Source organism: Streptomyces sp. NBC_00637 (assembly GCF_045161545.1).
Taxonomy (GTDB): Bacteria; Actinomycetota; Actinomycetes; order Streptomycetales; family Streptomycetaceae; genus Streptomyces.
This window is the reverse complement of sequence record NZ_CP109046.1, coordinates 3,938,822-3,955,801: the sequence shown is the minus strand read 5'-3', so window position 1 is coordinate 3,955,801 and position 16,980 is coordinate 3,938,822. Positions and strand designations below refer to the sequence as shown.

Below are 16,980 nucleotides of genomic sequence, written 5' to 3'. Positions count from 1 at the left end.
GATCCCGCGCCCATGAGGAAACCGGCCGGGAAAAGTGTCAGGGACACGTCGGGATGGCGCCGTGCCGTACCGGGCCGTCCTGGGCCCACAATGCGCTGGGCACCTGTGCCCGAGGTGCTGGGTATCGCCATCCGGCATCGCCCCCTGGAACCGACGGACCCGGCGAAGGACGAGAGTTGACCGACCACAACGGGCAGCCGCAGCAGCCGCAACCCCCGGAGCAGCCCGACCCACGCACCTGGGAGATCCCCCAGCAGGCTCCGCCGGTCCAGCAGGTCCCCGCCGCTGCCCCTGCCCCTGTCCCTGTCGCCGCACCGGCCCCGGCCTCGCAGCCGACCCAGGCCGCCCCGCAGGTCTTCCAGGCCGAGCACGCCTGGATCGACGGCTATGAGCCCGGCAACCCCTGGCAGGCCAACCTGTGCGTGGAGACGCCGTACGGGATCTTCGCCTATCCCCTCACGCCGAACACGATTCCCGAACTCCTCGAGCAGATGGTCCTGGTGGCGCAGGAACAGCAGGGGCTGCCAGTCGGGATCGACGAGGACCCCGAGCCGCTGCCTGCTGACGGTGAGGGTGACGGTGAGGAGCAACAGCCCTTGGCCGCGCGTCTCCAGGGCGGCCGAGCCGCGCGCCTGACGGGCTGGGCCGTCGTCCACGACCTGTGGGAACGCGAGGACCCGACGGCGCGCATCGTGATGGGCGCGGTCGTTGTGGTGCTGTTGCTGCTCGGTATCGTCCTGACCTGAGAGCGCTGACAGAACGAGTGATCGCCTGATCGAGCAACATCGAAGGGGAGCCATGCCGACGGAGCAGACGGGCCGGACGCCGCAGGACCTCGCCGCCGAGCTGGCCGGACTGATGAGTGTGGACTGGCCGTGGGTCTGGTCGGGGCCTCCGCAGGGCGGCTCACCCGCTTTCCGTGAATGGTGCGAGCGGTACGGGTGGGCCCCGCAGAACGCGGAGGGAAATCTGCGCGTGCTGACGGGCACGGGCGGGAGGCTGACGTTCGGATCGGGTGGGCGGTGGAACCCCGTGACCGACATCGATTACGTCGCCCGGGACCTTGCGGCCGTGACCGCGACCGAGAACAAGCAGGTCATCGCCGCCACGGCCGAGGACTGGACGCAGTACCTGGACGCCGCTGCCGGTGTCCTCGGCGCGCCCTCGTGGTCCGGTACCTGGGACGCCCCGGACTTTCCGGATCCCCCGCACGAGAGGTACTGGCCGAGCCGGGACTTCCGGTTGAAGACCCGACGCCCGTACCGCTTCGCCTACTGGGCTCCCGCCACCGGTCGGCCGCAGCAGCCCCTCGTGGTCCTCGACCAGTCCGTGTCGTTCCCGACCTGGACCGAGACCGCACCCGGGGGATCCATGATCTGGCTGAAGTTGTTCCGGACCGTGGAGGGTGAAGGGATGCACCGGTGACGTACGCGGCGCCGCCCACGCGCGAGGAGACAGCGCGGGCCGTTGCCCTGGAAGACGCTCACTGGGCTCGCCGACCCGTCACGGAGATGCAAGGATCCGAGACCGCCCTGCGAATGTACACGGACTGGCAGGCGCAGGTCGCAGCGGCGACAGCGGATCCCGAGGGGAAGCAGAAGGCCGCTCCTGACCTGCTGTCCTACGTCGAGGGCGTGGCGGCGAACGAGCCTGTGACGCGAGCGGATCGCGGTGAGGCCCGCGCCTTCTGGTCCTGGCGGTCACAGCCGGAGGGGGCGCCTCGCGAGGTGGGGCATCGGTTCCTGGCCCAGGCCTGCGGGGAATCACGGGGGCTTCAGGTGTTGGAAGACACCCCGGCGGGGCGCAAGCTGGACTCCTACTGGCTCGGTGAGCGTTCTGTGCGGGAGGCCCTGGCGAGGGACTACCAGCTGAAGCTGCCCGACGTGGAGGCCTTGGCCACGCAGGTGTGGAAGACCGTCTCAGGGCGTTATGCCGATGCCGCGCAGGGTCCGGTGGTGGCGTTTGCCGCGGACATCGGAGCGGACTCCGTCCTCGGCGCGGACGAACTCCCCCGGTTGCTGGCGCATGCAGAGGTCGGCAAGGACAACATCAAGTTCCCGATCGACATGCCACGCCACGGGCAACTCCCGCCGGAGATCGACGGCCTGCTCGGAGACGAGACGCTCCGTTCACAGTGGCGGATGGAGGACATCGACCCCGGGAGGTCCACACCCAGGCAGTTCGCCGAGAAGCTGGGCGCCATGGACGTTCCGGAGCGGCTGAAGGAGAGCCGAGAAGCGGCGGTGTGGCGCCTCGGGCTGGCCGAGACATACGACGAGTTGAACGCACGGGCGAAGACCTCGCAGCCCGCCGCAGTCAACGAGTTCCTCCCCGGCGTCGACGTACGACCCGTCGTCCGTCCCGCCGCCCCGCGTGGGCCGACAGCGGGCCATGGAATCCTCAACCCGGCCGCGGCCCTCACCCTGCCGCCGCCGGCTCCCCAGCAGCAACCCACAGGAGTCGAGCGATGACCGGTACCGAACCCGTCGCAGAAGAACCGGAGTTCTACTTCCCGGACGTCTTCGTCTTCGTTTCCGACTACCTCGCTCAGATGATCCGCCGCCGGGTCAACGGCGCCACGGCCACCTGGTGCCCGAGGTGGTGGGAGCATCCGGAGGCCGGCGCCCGCCTGTCTGCGCTCTGGCTGGCCTGGGAACACCTGCGCCAGGACCCGGCCCTCGGCATGTCGACGTGGTGGCTGCACCACGCCGACCCGCATCTGCGCGTTCTGATGGACGCCGACTCCGGTCCGTTCGCCGCCTGTTCACCCAAGGACGGGCACACGGCGTACCCGTTCGACCCGCTGCCGGTGGATCCGCGCCCGGAGTGACCGGGGCGGCCGGGGAAGGAATGGCTTTCCCGCGTTTTCCCGGGGCTGGCGCCGCGTTTCCTCGCCGGGAATCCTCGCAGCCCTCCTCGCTCGCCTCCACCTACCGTGTCCCGGTCACCCGCCGTACCGGATCAGCACTAGGGAGGCGCGGGAAGCGTGGATGTGCCTGAGGAGGGCAAGCGCTCGGGGTTGCTCGCCCTAGCGGTGCTCGTCGTTCTGCTGGTCGCCGTACTCACGGTGTTCACCGTCTTCGACGGGGACGAGTCGAGCGGCGCCGGCGGTGCGGCGACTCCTGCCGCCACGGCTGCGGGGCAGAACGGAGCGAACGCGGACGCCGGGTCCAACGGCACACAAGAGCCGAGTGGCGGCGCCACCCCCATCGTCGCGCTCACCGAGGTGGCCGCGGCGCACGAGGTCATGGCGAAGTACATGGCCGGCCTCAACACGTACGACCACGCCAGCAAGCCGACCTCCTGGAGTTCCCCGCTTCTGCAACTGACCACCGGCGACACGCAGATGGAGCAGGCGACCGCCCTGCCCACCGGCAAGGACTGGGCCCAGTGCGAGGCCGGCCGGTGCTCGTCGAAGGGCACGGCGACCGTGGTGCGGGACGCGATGATCTCCGACGATTTGGTGCGTGACAGCGGCCGGTCGATCTCAAGCGTCGTGAACGTGACCGCCGTCCGGACCGCCGACGGCAAGACCGTCACGGAGTCCAACCGGTGGCTCGTGACCGTCAAGGAAGAGAGCGGCGTGTGGGTCGTCTCCGGCTTCGACATCTTCGGTCTCGGCGACGTGGGCGCCTCTGACGAATCGGGGGAGTGAGCCGGCATGGTGGCACCCGCCGTACTTGCGGCCGCGCAGAAGGCCGCGAAGATCGCCAAGACCGCCAAGAAGGCCCGGCAGGCGGCGTCCGGGGGAGGCGGTCAGGGCGACGACAAGGGCAAGGACAAGAGCAACCTCAAGCTCTGGCTCATCCTCGGCGGCAGCGGCGGACTGCTGACTTTCGGCGGCATATCCCTGGTGACCATCATCCTCATGGGCATGATCGGCGGGACTGGTAACGGCGCTGTCGCGGCAGCCTGCGGCGACTACGCCGACAACGCCAACGCCGGCAACACCGGTGACGCCGCGGCCACCAACCCGATCCTGCCGGCCGGCAAGGTGTACATGCCGAGCGAGGCGGCTCGCAACGAGATACCGCCGAAGATGATCCTCGCTGCGATGCGTGCCGCCGCCCGCTACGACGGCCTCGATTGGGCGCTCATCGCCGGGCAGATGTACCAGGAGACCAAGTTCGGCCAGGACAAGTCGGCCGCGCCCGGTGGCAAGAACTCCCTGGGCTACATGGGCATCCTGCAGTTCGGCACACCCGCCTGGACGGACTACGGCGCCGACGGCAACGGCGACGGCAAGAAGGACCTCTACAACATCGACGACGCGGCCTGGGCCGCCGCCAACTTCCTGCACGCCAAGAAGGCCGAGACCGCGCCCTTCAAGGCGTTGCAGACCTACTCCGGCTCCACGTCCTCCAACACGATCTACCCGCGTGTCGTCATCACCCAGGCCACCCGCTACCACGGGGTCCTCACGGGCGATCAGGACCTCATCAAGCGCTGGTACGCCCATCTGAAGGAGACGGTCGAGAAGAATCCCGACTTCCCCACCCTCGGGCAGCAGTCGGACATTCCGGAGCCGGTCGGGAACAACGCCCAGCCCGGCACCGCGCTCAGCATCGCCGCGACCTCGCCCCGCTCGTGGTCCACCCCGGCGCTGGACGCGGGCGACGGCGCGCAGAGCACCACGGCCATGGCGCCGGCCGCATACACCACGAGCACTTTCGAGACCACCGGCGTCACCACCGTCGCCTTTCCCGCAGCGAAGCAGCCCACCGGCGGGGCCGGCTGGCAGTGGCCCCTGAAGGAGGGCAGCTACACCCTCGGCACCAAGTACCACGAGAACGGCAGTATGTGGAGCCTCGGATACCACACTGGCCTCGACCTCGTGGCGACCTCCGGCACCCCGATCTACGCTCCGGCCGACGGCAAGATCGTTCACGCGGGGCCCGGCGGTTCGTACGGCAACGAGACCGAGATACAGCACGCGGGCGGCGTCATCACGCTCTACGCCCACCAGACCTCGATCAAGGTGTCCGTCGGCCAGACGGTCAAGCGCGGCGACCAGATCGGGACGGTCGGCGCGACTGGCAACGTCACCGGTCCCCATCTGCACTGGGAGGTGCGGATCCCGGGGGTCGACAACCCGTTCGTCGGCGGTCAGGACGCGGGCCCCGGCATGGTCGACCCCCAGGCATGGATGAAGGGCCGGATCACCGCCAACCCGGACTACGGCACCGTCCCGGGTTCCGTCGACGAGGACCAGGGCAAGGACGCCCAGTACGCCGACTGTGCGGAGGAGAACGGCAGCGCGGCCGTCGCCCCGGACGGCGCCGGCGCCTCCGGCGTCATCCCCGACGCCGACGACCCCGTGATCCGCGCGGTTCTCGGCTGGGCCCAGCGGGGCATCGGGGTCCCCTACGTGTTCGGTGCTCCGCGGCTGCAGGGCCAGAGCCCCACCAGCTTCGACTGCTCGAGCTTCACGCAGTGGGTGTACTACATGGCCAGCGGCGGGAAGATCAACATCGGCACGACGACGTACACGCAGGAGCCCTACCTCAAGAAGTACGAGGTGTCGCTCTCCGAGGCCCAGCCCGGCGACGTCATCTTCTTCCGGCCGGAGGCCGGCCATTCGGGCCACGTGGGCCTGGTCTGGGACCCCAAGGGCCACAAGATCATCCATGCTCCGCGGCCGGGCAAGACGGTCGAGTTCAGCAAGTGGGACTACCAGGACCAGATCACCGGTGTCTACCGCGTCCCGATCCCCCCGGGCACGGACCCGGTCGAGGGCAACGGTACGGGCCAAGAGAAGGGAGCCTGAGGCGGTGGCCACCGCACGGCACTCCCTGTCAGCCGTCGCCGCCGGGACCGTCCTGTCTCTGGGACTCATCACCGGCTGCGGGGGCGACGACGACAGCCGGTCGGGCGCGGAGGCGACCGGCCAGAACCGGCCACGGGCATCGGCCCCCGCGGACCGGCAGGCAGGCTACCCGGGCGAGGCGATCCCCGGCCTCGTCACGAAACCCGCGTGGAGGCTCGCCCGGCAGAGCGACGCGACCCGGCGATGCGCCGGCGACGCAGCCCTTCCTTCCGACCGGCAGACCGAGACCGGCAGCTGCGTCGTCGGCGACGCCTTCCTCCTCGTGGAGGATCTCTCCGATCCGGTGGCCGACGGCGAGACACAACCGCAGACCGCCCGTTTCCTGGCCCACCTCTATGACGCCGCCACCGGCAAGGAGCGCAGGTCGTTCACGGTCACGTGCGCCTACGACCCTTCCGGCGGCGACGCACCGGAGCCCGCCGCGCAGGTCCAGGTGGGCACCTGGCAGGACGGCTCCCCGGCCGTCCTGATCCGGGACTGTGAGAACACCGCGGAGGGCGGCCAGGGCAACCCCGCCGCCACGACCCTCTACACCATGTACGCGCCGAGCGGTGCGAAGCTCGGCAGCTCCGTCTACACCGGCGTCGAGCGGGCCGCACTTCCGGTCGTGCGCGGACGTGTGCTGTTCCCCGGCGACGTCCACGACGACCGCACCCTCGCCCCGATCGGCGGCGGCCGGAATCTCGTCCTGCCCGCCGGGGCCGAACCGCTCGACACGGGCCGGGGATACGCGACCCGCGGCACCGGCGTCAACGAGTCCTTGTCGGTGTTCGACCAAACCACGGGCAAGTCCCTCTGGACCACGGCCGACCTCACCCCGCCGGCGGACGTCGCCGCGCAGATCGAGGACGGCGAGGAGCCGGATGCCGAGTTGTACCCCCTCCACGGCGACCAGGGAATCCTCATCTGGTCGGCGAGCGGTTCCGACGACGCGGTGATCACCACGGTCGACCTGCGCACCGGCGCCACCCTGGCCGTTGGCCCCCGCACCACCCTCAAGGAGTTCGGCCAGGTCGCCGTCCCCGCCGTGTCTCCGGACGGCAAGACCGCCGTCGTCGACTTCGCGGGAGAAGCGGTGGCCTGGAACACCGCGACCGGTGCCGAGCTGTGGCGGCAGGAGGCCGACGACAAGGAGATCCGGCCGGTGACCGTGACGACGGGCGGCGTCCTGTTCGCGGAGCTCGAGTACGACCAGGCGGCTCTGTCGATGGGGACCAAAAGCCTGCTCGGCCTGCTCCCCGAAGGGACGAACGCACCTACGCAGTTCACCACCGACGGCTACACACTCATCCCCGCCGACAACGGCTTCTTCGCCTTCCTGGCGACGAAGGCCTGACCGGCACCCGGCCGAAGCCCATCCAGGCCAGGAAGTCCAGAAAGGACGGACCCGCGGGTGACCGCAGAACAGCAGAAGAAGCCCCGCGCCGAGGACGACTGGACCTTCGAGATCGTCATCGCCGTCGCGGTCGTGCTCCTCGTCGGTTCCGGCGCCTGGCTGGCGGCGAAGATCGGGGCCGGGTACGCCGACGCGCCCGCGCCGCCCGGGAACCCGCTGACGTTCCTCGTCGAGGTGATCAAGGGCGACTACAGCTGGCCGGGTTCGGCGGCCAGTGCCGTCGCGGCCGGTGAGGCGGTGGTCGTCGGGATCCTCGGCCTGGCCGTCTACCGGGTGCGGGAGCGGTTCAGGAACAAGCCCAAGGTGGACGGCGCCGCCCAGCACCTCGCGAAGGGCGACGAGCTCGGCAAGCTGACCATGAAGGGCGCGGCCGCCACCGCCGAGCGCCTCGGGGTGCGGTCGAGCACGCCCGGCGTGTTCATCGGACGGTCCGTCAAGGGGCGTCAGCCGCTGTACGGGTCGTACGAGGACATGCACATCGACATCTGGGGCCCCAGGACCGGTAAGACCACCCGGCGGGCCATCCCCGCCATCCTGGACGGGCCCGGCGCCGTCCTCGTCACCTCCAACAAGCGCGACATCGTGGACGCGACCCGGGGTCCGCGGACCGCGCGCGGCCCGGTGTGGGTGTTCGACCCGCAGCAGGTCGCGCAGGAGGAACCGAGCTGGTGGTGGAACCCGCTCTCGTACGTCACCGACGTGGCCAAGGCCCGCAAGATGGCCGACCACTTCGCCAGCGGCTCGCGGGACGCCAACGCCTCCACCGACGCCTTCTTCGACCCGGCCGGCCAGGACCTGCTCGCCAACCTGCTGCTCGCCGCCGCCTGCGCCAAGGCGCCGATCACGCAGATCTACACCTGGCTGTCCAACCCCAAGGACGACGCCCCGGAGCGGATCCTGCGCGGCGCCGGACACGCCATGTCCGCGGACGGGCTGTCCGGTGTCATCAACGCCCCCGACAAGCAGCGCAGCGGCATCTACGGCGTCGCCCAGCAGATGGCGTCCTGCCTGGTCAATCCCGAGGTCAACCGGTGGGTCACGCCCCCGGCCGACGAGTACGCCGGCGAGTTCGACCCGCACGCGTTCGTCCGCACCGGCGGCACCCTGTACTCCCTGAGCCGGGAGGGGCGCGACTCCGCCGGGCCGCTGGTGACCGCGCTGACCGTGGCGGTCGTCGAGGCGGCCGAGGAGTACGCCACCACCCAGCGCGGCGGCCGCCTGCCGCTGCCCCTCGTCGGTGTCCTCGACGAGGCGGCCAACGTGTGCCGCTGGCGGACCCTGCCCGACCTGTACTCGCACTACGGCTCGCGCGGGATCATCCTGATGACGATCCTCCAGTCCTGGGCGCAGGGCATCGAGGTGTGGGGCGAGCGCGGCATGGAGAAGCTGTGGTCCGCCGCGAACGTCCGCGTCTACGGCGGTGGCGTGTCGGACACCCGCTTCCTGGGCGACCTGAGCGAGCTGGCCGGCGAGTACGAGCTGCGGGAGTACCAGACCAGCCGGGAGTCGGAGTTCGGCGGCTGGTCCGGCAACCGCGCGATCAGCGAGTCCACGCGACGCGAGCGCGTTCTCCAGGTCTCGGACCTCGGCGCGATGCCGCCCGGCCGGGCCCTCGTCCTCGCCTCCGGCACCAAGCCGGTGCTGGTCGAGACGGTCCCGTGGTGGGAGGGCGCGTACGCCGCCGAGGTACAGGCCTCGTTGAAGAAGTACGACCCCGGGGTGCGCTGAGAAGCGACGGCGTGACGACGTGGGAGAAGACGGGAGAGGGGCCCGGAGGCGGATGCCTCCGGGCCCCTCTCCCGTGTCCGCCGCCGGTCAGGCGCGCGCCGCCCGCCGGCGACGCGTGCCGAACCAGGCCGCCGCACCGCCGACGCCCAGCAGGGCGGCCGCGAGGCCGCCGTAGAGGGCGCCGCCCGAACCGGTGGCCGCGAGCGAACCGGTCGCGTTCGTGGTGGTGTTCGTGGTGCCGCCGATCGTGCCGCCCGTGGTGGTGGCCGCGGAGCCGGACGCGGACGCCGACGGAGAGGCCGACGTCGAGGCGGAGCCGGACGCGGACGGCGTCGTGGACGGTGTGCCGCTCGGCGCGGTGACCACCGCCGGGCCGGCCTTCACCTTGGTCTCGGCGCCGTTGAAGCCCCAGGTGTCGCCCATGGAGAACAGCGCGTGCAGCGGGACGACGGTGTCCTTCTCGATGTCGCTCTTCTCCCCCAGCGAGAGGTACAACTTGATGCTCTCGGTGCCCGTGGAGGCGCCGAACCCCTTGGCTATGGCGGGGAGTTCCCACTCGCTGTCGTTGAACTCCTTCAGCTTCACGATCTTGCCGCCGACCTCGGCCTCCAGGACGAAGTCGGGGTGGCCCGCGCCCTCACGGAACTCCTGGGCCGACACGGTGCGCCGAAGCTCGGCGGGGAACTCGCCGGGGCCGGTGGCCGTGGCGTTCAGCACCAGCTCGGCACGCCGGCCGGGCCGGGCGACGGCGCCGGTCTCCTGCTCCCACGCCACGTTCAGCTTGCCGGGCGTGATCGCCGGGTCGATCTTGAAGACCTGGGTGTTGCGGGTCGGGTCGTCGTCGGTGTCGCCGACCAGCCGGCCGGCGGTGAGGGTGAAGTCGCCGTCGTTGGTGGGGTAGGAGGCGCCGAGGCCGACCGTCACCTTCCAGGTGAACTCGGTCTTCGCCGGGATGGAGAAGCTGGACGCCGCGTTCCCGGTGGCCGGGAAGAACAGCCCCTGGAAGAGGCCGTCCTGACGCCCGATGGCCGACTTGGTCGCGGGCGCGTCGACCGCGGTCACAGCGAAGACGATGGAGTCCTTCAGTACCGGGCTCGGTCCGTCCGGCGTACCCGGCAGCCAGGCCGAGAAGTCCTGTGCCTTGTCGGAGGAGTTGGCGACCGTCAGGATCATCGACTCCGTGGCCCCACCGCGCTTGAGCGGGCCGGTGGGGGAGGGCGCGCCGAGCGTCATCCTCAACGCGTGTCCGCCCGTCTCGGCCGTCTTGGCACCCGACTCGTCGCCCGCCTTGTCGGCGGCGACAGCGGCGGCCGGGACGAAGGCGGCGCCGGCGACAGCGGTGACGACGGCGGTCGCGGCCACGGTGCGGATGCGGCGGGCGGCGACGGAACGAACGGACATGGTGAATCCCCCCAAGGAATCAACAAGGGCACGCCGGTGACGGCGGCGAAGACACGAGCCAGAAGTGCGATGAGCCGGAAGTGCGATGAGCCGGAAGTGCGGTGAGCCGGAGGTGCGATGGGCGAAGCCCGGCTACGAGCGAGAGGTGCGACGAGCAAGGCGCGCGGCGAGAAGGACGCGCGACGGGAAACGAGTGAAGTGGCCGCCCGTTGGTACCGCTTGTCCCCCCGGCGGCTCGCGGTGCACTCATCCTCACCCGGATCTCACACGTGATCAATCATCCCTCCGTCACCACTTCGCAACAGCCACGGAAGCGGTGATTCCGCAGGTCACGGGGCCATAACCGGGGGGTGACGCTCCGCTCCGCGACAACGGGTCCGACGGGACGCACACGTTCCCCGGCCGGTGGGAAGCCCGTCGTGCTCGTGACCCGCGAGGTGCGGACCTGGTGGTGCGGCGTTGCGCCCACGCGGCGTCAGGTTCTCCGTCCAGGTCTTTTCAGGGTCTCCTCGTGGTCTCCATGTGTCTTCACCTGCTAAGCGGAGTGTGATGTTGCTACTTCGTTAAGTAGTTCCGCTTGACGCCGATGGCCGCCGCCGCGTTGTCTTTTGAGACACCTGGGTCCAGATGTCACACCCATGTGTCCGGAATCGCACCGAACGCACCTGAAGTGAGCCCCCGAATGCGTCGTATCGCCATAGCTGTGGTCGCCTCCACGATGTCCCTGTCGCTCGCCGGGTGCGGAATGCTGGGGGCCTCGGAGAACAGCAGCAGTGCGACACCGACTCGGAGCAACGACGTCACGGTGGGCGTGTTGATGCCGGAGGAGACCAACACCCGGTACGCGGACTTCGACTACCCCATCATCAAGAAGAAGGTCGCGGAGCTCACCCAGAACAAGGGCAGGACCGAGTACGCGAACGCCGCCGGGGAAGCCGAGACGCAGATCACCCAGATGGAGAAGATGATCGACGAGAAGGTCGACGTCATCCTGCTGGACGCGGTCGACTCGAAGTCGATCGCGGAGACGGTGCAGAAGGCCAAGGACGCGAACATCCCCGTCATCGCCTACGACCGGCTGGCCCAGGGGCCGATCGACGGGTATGTCTCCTTCGACAACGAGCTGGTCGGCGAGGTGCAGGGGCGCAGCCTCGTGGAGGCCATCACCAACGTCAAGCAGAGCGACAAGATCGTCATGGTGAACGGTTCGCCCACCGACCCGAACGCCGCCCAGTTCAAGGCGGGCGCGCTCAACGAGCTCGACGGCCGTGTCACGGTGGCGAAGTCGTACGACACCGACAAGTGGAGCCCCGAGGTCGCCCAGGCCAACATGACGAAGGCGATCGAAGCGCTGGGCGTGTCCAACATCGCCGGCGTCTACTCCGCGAACGACGCCATGGCCGGCGGCATCATCAAGGCCCTGAAGGCCGCGGGCGTCAGCGACGGCGACCTGCCCCCGATCACCGGCCAGGACGCCGAGCTGGCGGCCGTGCAGCGCATCATCAGCGGCGAGCAGTTCATGAGCGTCTACAAGCCGTACCCCGGCGAGGCCGAGGCCGCCGCCGAAGCCGCCGTCGCCAAGGTCCAGGGCCGCGACATCCAGTTCGACGCGCTCACCCGCGACCGGGTCGACAGCCCGACCAACAAGGACATCCCGGCCAAGCTGGTGACCGTGGTCGCGCTGACGAAGGACAACATCAAGACGACCATCATTGCCGATGGCATCTTCAAGGTCTCCGAGATCTGCACCGCCAAGTACAAGGCCGCCTGCCAGGCCCTCAAGCTGATCTGAGCCACGCGCCCCCGGGCGGGCCGACCGCCCGCCCGGCGTCCGTCCCGGTCGGATCGCGTCCCGTTCGCACCACGTCCCGGTCGGACCGCGTGCGTCCGAACCACACCCGCCGGGACCACGTGCCCCCGCCCCCACGCGCCCGCGCGCCTGCGCCGTTCCTGTGCCGCCGGCTTCGCCGTGTGCGGCCCGGTGGCGCGGGAAGTCCCGTCGTGGCAGCGGGAATTCGGCCACTCTCCGGGCGTCGCCGAAACAGCATCACAGGCACGCGTACGCCCCCTCGGCGCGAAAGCGCCCAGCAGAGGCAGAGGCACGGGTAGGCCAAGCCAGGGCCAAGGCCGGGCGCGGCCGGTCGGGCGCATGCGTGACGGCGTCCAAGACGCGTATCGCCGCGGAGACCGCGCGACGCGCTGGTGCTCGGTGGCTGCCGGGGCGCTGCGGGTGTGGTGGCCCGTGGCCTGAGCCCGGCCGGACTCCCCCGTCGGCCTGAGCCCGGCCGGACTCCCCCGTGGTCCGGCCGGGTTGGCTGTGCTCTCCCCCGAGTGGGGAGCACCCGGGGGTAAGCGGAACCAACGATGCACTGTCCTGAACGCCCCGCACCACCGTCAGCTTGTTGCAGTGCGAGGGGAGGAGGCCGGGAGAAACAGGAACAGATGGGTGGTTTTCCCAGGCGTCGGCGGGGGCAGCCGTGTTGCGGAGCCGGTCCAGGCCGCGCATAGTTGCGCTCCGGAAGCGGCGTACGGCGGGGGTGGGATGGGCGATGGCCGGGCACGGGGCGGAGGAGCATCCTCACGGTGCCGACCGACTGTGCGAGGCCGGGGATCGCGTGTATTCCCGGGCCGTACGGCGCGGCCGGGTGCCCCGGACCGACGCCGAGCCGGTCCCGTGCCTCCTCGAACTCGCCCTGCTGCACCCCGATCCCGACGACATGGACTGGCTGGTGCCGACCTCCCCGCAGGAGGTCATGACCCGGCTGCTGCGCGGTCTGTACGACGAGGTGAGCGCGAGCGGACGGCGGATGGGCTCGGCGGTCGCCGCGTTCGAGTGGTACGCGGGCCTGGGCGGCCCCGCGCGGGGCGGGGCGGCCGGCGAGGGTGCGGCGATCCGTGTCCTGGACGGCGCCTCCCGCATCCAGGCGGCCCTGGACGCGGCGACCGAGGCGTGTACGACCGAGGTGCTCACCGTGCAGCCCGGCGGCATCCGGCGTGAGCACGAGCTGTCGGAGGGCCTGCACCGGGCGCTGGAGCTGCGCGGCCGGGGCGTGCGGATGCGGGACATCTACAACCACGTGGCGCGGCACGGGCAGGGTCTGCTCACCTACCTGGAGCTGATGGGCGACGCGGTGGAGGCCCGCACGCTGGACGAGGTCATCGACCGGCTGATCCTCTTCGACCGCACGGTCGCCTTCATCCCGGCGAACTCCGACCGCACGATGGCCCTGGAGCTGCGCCATCCGGCCCTGGTCTCCTACCTGGTGACGGTCTTCGAGCGGCTGTGGCGGCTGGCGATCCCGCTCACCGCACCGCTGCCCGAGACCCGGATCGAGGGCATCTCGCACCGGGAGCAGTCCATCGCCGCCCTGCTGGCGGAGGGGCACCAGGACGCGGTGATCGCCGAGCGTCTCGGCATCAGCGTCCGTACCTGCCGTGCGCACATCGCCCGGCTCTCGGAGACCCTGGGCGCGGCCAGCCGGACCCAGTTGGGGGTGCGGATCGCGCAGGTCGGCCTCGACCGGCAGTCGGAGGCCCAGTCGCCTTCGGTCAGTCTTCCGGCGCCGGGGGCCGGTCCGGGCCCGGCCGCGGCTCCCGCTCGGGCTCCTGCTCCTGGGTCCGGCTCCGGGGCCGTTCCCGGTCAAGGATCCCCGACTGCCCGATGAGGTAGCCGAGTTGGGCGCGGCTCTCGCTGCCGAGGGTGGTGGCGAGTTTGGCGATGTGGACGCGGGCGGTGCGGATGTTCATGCCGAGGCGGTCCGCGATGACGGCGTCGGTGTGCCCTTCGACGAGGAGGGCGGCGATGGCCTGTTGCCGGGGGGTGACGCCGTTGAGGGAGGGGCGGTGCACCGCCTGCGGGTACATGGGGGTGGCCAGCCGCCAGAGGCGGTCGAAGGTGATGGTGAAGTACGTGAGGAGGGCGGGGTGGCGGACCTCCAGGGCGAGTCGGCCGTCCTCGCCGGCGGGGATGAAGGCGACCGTGCGGTCGATGACGATCAGGCGGTCGGTGACCTCGTCGAGGGTGCGGGCCGCCACGTCGCCCCGGAGTTGCTCGTAGCGGGCCGCGACGAGGGGCTGGTGGCGCTGGGTGTGCTGGTAGAGGGTGCGGATGCGGCAGCCCCGGTCGAGCAGCGCCTGGTCGCGAGCCATGGCCACGGTCTGGGCCGTCTCGCCGCGGGGGCCGCTGTAGTGGACGTTGGGCTGGATGCAGAGCAGTTCGTCCGTCGCCTCGGCGGTCGCCTCGGTGATGGCTCCGTTGATCTGTTCGGTGCCGCTGAGGAGGCGCAGGGAGGCGGGATCCGAGGCGGCGGTGCGGCTGCCGGTGATCCGCATGAGGGGTTCGAAGAGGGTGGCCAGCCGTTCCTCGCGGCGCCGTTCGTCGGCGATGCGGGTTCCCGAGGCGCGCAGCAGCCGGTGCAGGGCCAGGGCCGGGGAGACGGGTTCGAGCTGGTCCGGGTCGTCCACGACCGGGTGCAGGAGGCCGAAGGACAGCAGGCAGGGGGCCGCCGTCTCGGCCTCGTCGGTCTTGACCGCTCCGTCGCGCAGGGCCCGCTCGTAGAGGTTCGTGCCGGCGGCGCACAGGTTCTCCACGCCGTGGTGGGGGTGCGGCGGCGCGTTCACTGCGAATCTCTCTCCTGTGCGAGGGCGGCGGACGGTGGGCGGCGGACGGTGGGCGGTGGGCGGTGGGACGGCCGGTGGTGGGGCGGCGGTCGGTGGGCGTGGGACGGCCGGGCGGGGGCGGGCGCGCCGTTGCCGGTTCTCGGTCCCGGGCCCGCCCGCACGGTCAGGGCTCCTGTTTGAGGATCCCCGACTGGGCGATGAGGAAGCCGAGTTGGGCGCGGCTGCCACTGCCCAGAGCGGTCGCGAGTTTCGCTATGTGGGCTCGGCAGGTGCGGACGTTCATGCCCAGACGGCGGGCTATCGCCTCGTCGACATGGCCCTCGACGAGGAGCTTGGCGATGGAGTGCTGGATGTCCGTGATGCCGTCGGGGGCGGTCTCGTAGGGCGCGCCGGTGGCCAGCGGCACCGCGCGGCCCCACATGAACTCGAAGACCTTGATCAGGTAGCGGACGAGCCCCGGGTGACGGAGTTCGAGGGCGACCTGTCCGTCGTCCCGGGTCGGGATGAAGGCGACGGTCTCGTCACAGATGATCAGCCGCTCCACGAGTTCGTCGATGGTGCGGTACTCCACCTTGCCGTCGGTGAACTGGGAGACGTAGCCGAGCGTCTCGGGGCTGTACCGGGCCGTGTGCTGGTACAGGGTCCGGATCCGGCAGCCGCGGTCGATCAGCGGTCTGTCGCGCTCGAGACCCTGTACGAGGGTGTGTTCGAGGCGTCGCCGGCTCGGCTGGACGGTGAGCATCTCGGTCTGGCACTGGGAGGTGGCCAGATCGAGCGCCGCGTTGATCCGGTCGATGCCCTCCAGCACCGTGATCGAGTGTGTGGTCGGCGTCGGCTGGGCGCTGAGGGTCATGAACGGCTCGAAAGCGTCGGCGAGTTCGACCGACAGCCGCCGGCGCCGGGTGATCTCGCGCTCGATCGGGTTGAGCAGCTGGGACAGGGCGATCGACGGGGGCACCGGACGTAGCCAGTTCGCGTCGTCGGGGTCCGCGTGAAGCAGGGCGAACTCCATCAAACACGGAGCAGGCTCCACGTCCGCACGGGCTATGCGGCCCGTCCGAAGAGCGTTCCCATAGAGACGGCGACCTTCCTCGCACAGCTCAGTCGCCGCATGAGGATGTGTCTGCTTTGTCTCATTTTTCGTCAAATCTCCACCCCCCAGGGTCCTGAACGTGCAGGAACATGATGCATCGATTGTGTGGCCATGACGTGCCCGAATGGGCCATCGTCGTAGTGGACGGGGGAGAGGTGACCTTCAAATGAGGACGAAGCCGACTATGCATAAGAGAATGCTTCGCTCGGCGCTTGCCGCCGCCTTCTCCGCCGCCTTGGCCTTCGGCGCGCTGAGCGGCCTTGCGGGAACGACGGGTGACACGGCGCGCGACAGTACCTGGAACACGGGTACCGAGACGGTCGCGGCGCCCGCGGACAGTACCTGGGTCGCGCCCCGCGACAGCACCTGGGTGATCACGGCGGCAAGCGTGCCGGGTGACAGTACGTGGGTCGCTCCCAGCGACAGTACGTGGGTCGCCGAGTCATGACCACTCCACCCGACGACCGCTCCTTCCGCCGCGAAATGGCCACCGCCTACCGCTCCGGCTGGCACTTCATCGATCTGGTCACCGCCATCCCCCACAGTGGTGACTCGTTGATGGTGACCGTGTTCGGCGAGCCGGTGGTCGTGACGCGCGACGAGGACGAGGACGTACGGGCCTACCGGTGCCTGCGCAAGCCCCGGGGGGCACCGCAGCCCGTGCGGTGCGCCATTCGTTACGGAATGATCTTTGTGAACCTGGACCAGCGGGATCACCGGCTCGTCGAGCCCGAGACCCCGCCCCTGAAGACCATCTCAGCCACCCCCCGCAGTGCCTGACGCGATTCCCCCGTCGTAACAGATCGCTCAGGTGCTTCCCCCCGCAGCGGCGTCACCGTGACCTGAACACGGTGACGCCGCTGTAATTTGCGGGGACTTTTCCGGACATGCAACCGGTTGAGCCTTGGCCGAAAA

15 protein-coding genes are annotated in these 16,980 nt (G+C 70.3%); 11 read left to right on the top strand and 4 right to left on the bottom strand.

What is annotated here, in order from left to right:
- Positions 1-176: 176 nt before the first annotated feature.
- From OG440_RS17220 to OG440_RS17185, 8 genes are all read left to right on the top strand, one after another.
- The gene (locus OG440_RS17220) at positions 177-746 is read left to right on the top strand and encodes a hypothetical protein (protein WP_406007708.1); all 570 of its coding nucleotides are present in this window, start codon (positions 177-179) and stop codon (positions 744-746) included.
- A gap of 52 nt (positions 747-798) precedes the next feature.
- Positions 799-1,425 (top strand): hypothetical protein, encoded by a 627-nt coding sequence (locus OG440_RS17215; RefSeq protein WP_406007707.1) that lies wholly within the window; start codon positions 799-801, stop codon positions 1,423-1,425.
- An 86-nt stretch (positions 1,426-1,511) separates the two neighbouring features.
- On the top strand, positions 1,512-2,471 hold the full coding sequence (locus tag OG440_RS17210; protein ID WP_406007706.1) for a hypothetical protein: 960 nt from the start codon (positions 1,512-1,514) through the stop codon (positions 2,469-2,471).
- Positions 2,468-2,830: a DUF4913 domain-containing protein gene (locus OG440_RS17205; protein WP_406007705.1), complete on the top strand. Its 363-nt coding sequence runs from the start codon at positions 2,468-2,470 to the stop codon at positions 2,828-2,830. Before OG440_RS17210 ends, OG440_RS17205 begins: the two co-directional genes overlap by 4 nt.
- Before the next feature lie 156 nt (positions 2,831-2,986).
- Positions 2,987-3,655, top strand: coding sequence for a hypothetical protein (locus OG440_RS17200; protein ID WP_406007704.1), 669 nt, complete (start codon positions 2,987-2,989; stop codon positions 3,653-3,655).
- Positions 3,656-3,661: 6 nt separating this feature from the next.
- The gene (locus tag OG440_RS17195; protein ID WP_406007703.1) at positions 3,662-5,767 is read left to right on the top strand and encodes a peptidoglycan DD-metalloendopeptidase family protein; all 2,106 of its coding nucleotides are present in this window, start codon (positions 3,662-3,664) and stop codon (positions 5,765-5,767) included.
- A 4-nt stretch (positions 5,768-5,771) separates the two neighbouring features.
- Entirely contained in the window at positions 5,772-7,163 is a 1,392-nt protein-coding gene (locus tag OG440_RS17190; protein ID WP_406007702.1) for a PQQ-binding-like beta-propeller repeat protein, read from the top strand.
- A 57-nt stretch (positions 7,164-7,220) separates the two neighbouring features.
- A complete protein-coding gene (locus OG440_RS17185) occupies positions 7,221-8,951 on the top strand; it encodes a type IV secretory system conjugative DNA transfer family protein (protein ID WP_406007701.1) in 1,731 nt (576 codons plus the stop codon).
- A gap of 87 nt (positions 8,952-9,038) precedes the next feature.
- On the opposite strand, the gene OG440_RS17180 is transcribed toward OG440_RS17185, so the two are convergent.
- Positions 9,039-10,352, bottom strand: coding sequence for a hypothetical protein (locus tag OG440_RS17180; protein ID WP_406007700.1), 1,314 nt, complete (start codon positions 10,350-10,352; stop codon positions 9,039-9,041).
- Positions 10,353-11,034: 682 nt separating this feature from the next.
- Here OG440_RS17180 and OG440_RS17175 point away from each other — a divergent pair.
- Together OG440_RS17175 and OG440_RS17170 are read left to right on the top strand one after the other, a co-directional pair.
- Complete coding sequence (locus OG440_RS17175; protein WP_406007699.1) at positions 11,035-12,144, top strand: sugar ABC transporter substrate-binding protein; 1,110 nt, start codon at positions 11,035-11,037, stop codon at positions 12,142-12,144.
- Between the two features lie 757 nt (positions 12,145-12,901).
- Positions 12,902-14,017 carry a LuxR C-terminal-related transcriptional regulator gene (locus OG440_RS17170; protein ID WP_406007698.1) on the top strand — a complete coding sequence of 372 codons (1,116 nt, stop codon included), beginning with the start codon at positions 12,902-12,904 and terminating at the stop codon, positions 14,015-14,017.
- On the opposite strand, the gene OG440_RS17165 is transcribed toward OG440_RS17170, so the two are convergent.
- From OG440_RS17165 to OG440_RS17155, 3 genes are all read right to left on the bottom strand, one after another.
- Positions 13,902-14,972 carry a helix-turn-helix transcriptional regulator gene (locus OG440_RS17165; protein WP_406007697.1) on the bottom strand — a complete coding sequence of 357 codons (1,071 nt, stop codon included), beginning with the start codon at positions 14,970-14,972 and terminating at the stop codon, positions 13,902-13,904. The genes OG440_RS17170 and OG440_RS17165 overlap by 116 nt on opposite strands.
- 163 nt (positions 14,973-15,135) lie before the next feature.
- On the bottom strand, positions 15,136-15,984 hold the full coding sequence (locus OG440_RS17160; RefSeq protein WP_385679230.1) for a helix-turn-helix transcriptional regulator: 849 nt from the start codon (positions 15,982-15,984) through the stop codon (positions 15,136-15,138).
- A 243-nt stretch (positions 15,985-16,227) separates the two neighbouring features.
- On the bottom strand, positions 16,228-16,443 hold the full coding sequence (locus OG440_RS17155) for a hypothetical protein (RefSeq protein ID WP_406007696.1): 216 nt from the start codon (positions 16,441-16,443) through the stop codon (positions 16,228-16,230).
- A 66-nt stretch (positions 16,444-16,509) separates the two neighbouring features.
- Here OG440_RS17155 and OG440_RS17150 point away from each other — a divergent pair, with 66 nt between their 5' ends.
- Positions 16,510-16,845 (top strand): hypothetical protein, encoded by a 336-nt coding sequence (locus tag OG440_RS17150; RefSeq protein ID WP_054241900.1) that lies wholly within the window; start codon positions 16,510-16,512, stop codon positions 16,843-16,845.
- Positions 16,846-16,980 lie beyond the last annotated feature (135 nt).

Coding starts and splice junctions, on each gene's coding strand:
- OG440_RS17215 (WP_406007707.1), top strand. CDS start 799: ATGCCGACGGAGCAGACGGGCCGGACGCCGCAGGACCTCGCCGCCGAG.
- OG440_RS17210 (WP_406007706.1), top strand. CDS start 1,512: ATGCAAGGATCCGAGACCGCCCTGCGAATGTACACGGACTGGCAGGCG.
- OG440_RS17205 (WP_406007705.1), top strand. CDS start 2,468: ATGACCGGTACCGAACCCGTCGCAGAAGAACCGGAGTTCTACTTCCCG.
- OG440_RS17195 (WP_406007703.1), top strand. CDS start 3,662: ATGGTGGCACCCGCCGTACTTGCGGCCGCGCAGAAGGCCGCGAAGATC.
- OG440_RS17180 (WP_406007700.1), bottom strand. CDS start 10,352: ATGTCCGTTCGTTCCGTCGCCGCCCGCCGCATCCGCACCGTGGCCGCG.
- OG440_RS17175 (WP_406007699.1), top strand. CDS start 11,035: ATGCGTCGTATCGCCATAGCTGTGGTCGCCTCCACGATGTCCCTGTCG.
- OG440_RS17170 (WP_406007698.1), top strand. CDS start 12,902: ATGGCCGGGCACGGGGCGGAGGAGCATCCTCACGGTGCCGACCGACTG.
- OG440_RS17160 (WP_385679230.1), bottom strand. CDS start 15,984: ATGGAGTTCGCCCTGCTTCACGCGGACCCCGACGACGCGAACTGGCTA.
- OG440_RS17150 (WP_054241900.1), top strand. CDS start 16,510: ATGACCACTCCACCCGACGACCGCTCCTTCCGCCGCGAAATGGCCACC.